4 protein-coding genes are annotated in these 3,510 nt (G+C 42.3%); 2 read left to right on the top strand and 2 right to left on the bottom strand.

Annotated elements, in window-relative coordinates:
• Window positions 1-464, top strand: a 464-nt coding sequence (locus tag WKI49_05400; GenBank protein MEJ7621925.1) for a nitroreductase family protein, incomplete at its 5' end; no start/stop codon positions are given.
• A 160-nt stretch (window positions 465-624) separates the two neighbouring features.
• Window positions 625-2,337, top strand: coding sequence for an RNA polymerase sigma factor RpoD (rpoD, locus tag WKI49_05395; GenBank protein MEJ7621924.1), 1,713 nt, complete (start codon window positions 625-627; stop codon window positions 2,335-2,337).
• On the opposite strand, the gene WKI49_05390 is transcribed toward rpoD, so the two are convergent.
• Together WKI49_05390 and WKI49_05385 are read right to left on the bottom strand one after the other, a co-directional pair.
• Window positions 2,318-3,187 (bottom strand): NAD(P)-dependent oxidoreductase, encoded by an 870-nt coding sequence (locus WKI49_05390; protein ID MEJ7621923.1) that lies wholly within the window; start codon window positions 3,185-3,187, stop codon window positions 2,318-2,320. The two genes, rpoD and WKI49_05390, sit on opposite strands and share 20 nt — an antisense overlap.
• Window positions 3,184-3,495: a hypothetical protein gene (locus WKI49_05385; protein ID MEJ7621922.1), complete on the bottom strand. Its 312-nt coding sequence runs from the start codon at window positions 3,493-3,495 to the stop codon at window positions 3,184-3,186. Before WKI49_05385 ends, WKI49_05390 begins: the two co-directional genes overlap by 4 nt.
• Window positions 3,496-3,510 lie beyond the last annotated feature (15 nt).

Below are 3,510 nucleotides of genomic sequence, written 5' to 3'. Positions count from 1 at the left end.
AAAGACCTGTTGAAGAAGAAAAGATAAGGGCTATAATGGAAGCGGTAAGGAGTGCACCTTCTGCGGGGAATCTTCAGGCTTATGAGGTGTTGGTGGTTCTTGATGAAGTTAAAAAGACAGAGGTTGCACGCTGGGCTCTAAGCCAATGGTTTATAGCGGAAGCTCCTGTGGTCTTTGTCTTCTTTGCCAATCCTTCGAAAAGTGCGGTAAAGTATGGCAAAAGGGGTGCGGAGCTCTACTGCATACAAGATGCTACCATAGCCTGTGCCTACGCTCAGCTTTCTGCGGTAGCACTTGGATTAGGCACCTGTTGGGTGGGTGCCTTTGAAGAGGCTGGACTAAAAGCCTCCCTTTCCACACCCAGGGAGTGGAAACCCATAGCTATCCTTACAGTTGGATATCCAGCGGAAGAACCAATACCGACACCAAGGAGAAGCATAGAGGACATATTCACCATAATTTAGGTTGCCAGAGAAGAGAAGGGTAAATATATTTTTAGAAAGTTATGGGGTCTGAGCTTAGGAGTTTGAATAGAGGTGCTAAAGCATACACTGTAGCAGGTCAATATACAAATCCCAAGGAATGCACAATATCTGAGAAGATTATACATACAGGAGGTCTCGGATGATATACAAACAGCTCATGAAAAAGCTAATTGAAGTAAGTGAAAAAGGCTATGTAACCTACGACGAAATTAACGAGCTTCTTGGACCTGAACTTGTGGACACAGAGCTGTATGAAGAAATAATGGACTTTCTTCAGGAGAGAGGGGTAAAGATAGTGGAAACGGAAGAGTTTGCGGAGGAGACGGAAAAGGAAGATACCTTTACCGTTTCCACCGAAAGCTTGCTACTCACGGGCAAAGATGGAGACCCAGTAAGGCTTTACCTTAAAGACATGGGCAAGATACCACTCCTCACAAGGGAAGAGGAGATAATGTATGCAAAGCAGATAGAGATGGGGAGGAAGGTGATGAGAAGGGGGCTCTTAAGAACTTCTTTTCTTATTGACAGGGTTTTGAAGGATTGGGGAGAGGTATGCAACGGTAAGCTAAAAGTTACCGACATAATGGATACGGTGGATGACAGCAAAACCATAGAGGAATATGAGGAAAACCATGAACAGTTAGAAAGATATTTCATAGAAAAGGGTTTTGAATTGGCAAAGGCTTACAAAGAAGCCCTCTATTGGAGAGACAACTATCTTCTTTACGCAACTCCAGAATATAAAAAGGAATATCTAAGAAGACACGCTAAGATGAACAGAATCCTTAAGGATATGAAACTTAAATACTCAAAATTTGAACGCATAGCGGACGAGCTTCTAAACCTCTATAACAAATACACGAAGAAGCTTAAAGAGTTTGAAGCAAGAAAGAAAAAGTTAGAAAGCATACATCCAGATATAGATGAGTTAATACAGAACTATGAACAGGACCTCACCTTGCAGAAAAAAGCGGAAATGGCTGGTTATGGCTTTGCAAAGTTCCAAATACTAAGAGATGAATACCTTGCACTAAAGAAGGAGATAGAAGAACTAAGACGGGAGATGGGTATATTGCCCGAAGAGCTACAACGAGTTATGCACATAATAAAAGAGGGTAGGACAAAAGTAACTCAGGCAAAGCAGGTTATGGTAAAATGCAACCTAAGGCTCGTGGTTTCCATAGCTAAGAAGTATGTAAACAGAGGTCTACACTTCCTTGACCTTATCCAAGAGGGCAACATAGGGCTTATGAAGGCGGTAGACAAGTATGATTACAGAAAGGGTTATAAGTTTTCCACCTACGCCACATGGTGGATTCGTCAGGCAATAACGAGGGCTATAGCAGATCAGGCAAGAACCATACGCATACCCGTCCACATGATAGAAACTATAAATGACATAACAAAAGCACACAAAAAGCTTTTCCAAGAACTTGGTAGAGAACCTACCGCAGAAGAGATAGCCAAGTATCTTGGTATATCACCAGAAAAGGCAAGGAAGGTGATGAGAATATCTCAAGAACCCATATCTCTTGAAACACCCATAGGAGACGACGAAGAGACACACTTGAAGGACTTCATAGAAGACAAAAGCGTCCCATCACCGGAGGAGCAAGTTTCAAGAAAACTTCTTAGAGAGCAACTTATAAAGGTCTTAAACACCCTCGGAGAGAAAGAAAGAGAAATACTCATGTATAGGTATGGACTTGTGGATGGCACAGAGTATACCCTTGAACAGATAGGCAAGATGTTTAATGTTACGAGAGAGAGAATACGCCAGCTTGAGACAAAGGCTATAAGAAAGCTAAGGCATCCAGCAAGAGCTAAGTATCTTAAGGATTTTGAGTTTTAAGTTTCTTGTATAGCTCCACGAGGACTGAAAAGTCCTCGCTCCCCATACCTAAATACTTGGCGAGGGCATAGGCATTTTTTACGTTTTGAAGGCTTAGACTGAAAGCTCCCAAATCCTTTACCATATCTTCCGCATAATGGAGGTCCTTGTGTATAAGGTCAACGGAAAAGTGAACCGAGTAGTCCCTCTGGAGGAGCTTTTTCTTTTTCACCTCTAAAAGGTAAGACCTTCCAGCACCGTTTTCTAAGATGTCAATGAGAAGCTCCCTTTCAAAACCCGCAAGCTCTCCAAGGGCTATTGCTTCAGAAAGCACCTGCATAAAGCCACCAAGAACCATATTGTTTATGAGCTTAAGCTTGCTTGCATTTCCAGAAGGACCCACATAAAAAATCTTCCTACAGAACTTCTCAAACAGGTGCTTGTTTTCCTCAAACTTTTCCTTGTCTCCTCCCACAAGAACTGTAAGCTCACCCTTCTGTGCAGGTATTACGCTACCAAGAACGGGTGCGTCAAGATAATAAGCTCCTCTTTTTCTTAGCTCCTCGTATGCGAGCTTTGCATAAGCATAATGGTTTGTAGTCATGTCTATTATGGTCTTACCCTCTATTCCACCCTCAACAAGCCCATCCTTTCCAAATATTACTTCTTCAGAAGCATGAGAGTCAAAGACTATAAGAAATACCCTGTCCACTTGACTTATTAGATGTGCGGGACTGTCCGCAACGGGAAGACCAAGCTCAAGTGCCTTTTCCCGTGTCCTATTCCAAAGTAAGAGCTCTACACCCTGCTCCAAAAGCCTTTTTGCTATAGCCTTTCCAAGACTTCCAAGTCCTATAAAACCTACCTTCATAGTAAACTCATTATAACAGGGCTTGCGGATTCCCAATCTTCCTGTGAAAGACTTACATATGCCCTTTCAAAATCCAAAAATACATCTTCAGCCAGTCCACCTATACTTTCCACAAGTCTTGTAAGCCTTTCGGATTTTTCCTTAGGGACGCTTATGGTATAGGTCTTACCAGACCAACCATCCGGAGTTTTTTCCATATAAACATCTATCCATATATCTCCAAACTCATAGGAGAGCATAAAACCCACAGGCTGTGCAAGTCCGAGAATTCTTGCCACCTGTGATATGTGAAAATCCAGCTGGTCCATATTAAAATCTTAGCA

It is taken from the genome of Aquificaceae bacterium (assembly GCA_037722135.1).
GTDB lineage: Bacteria > Aquificota > Aquificia > Aquificales > Aquificaceae > Pampinifervens > Pampinifervens sericum.
Note: the sequence above shows the minus strand (reverse complement) of the source record. Positions and strands in the feature narration are given on the sequence as shown.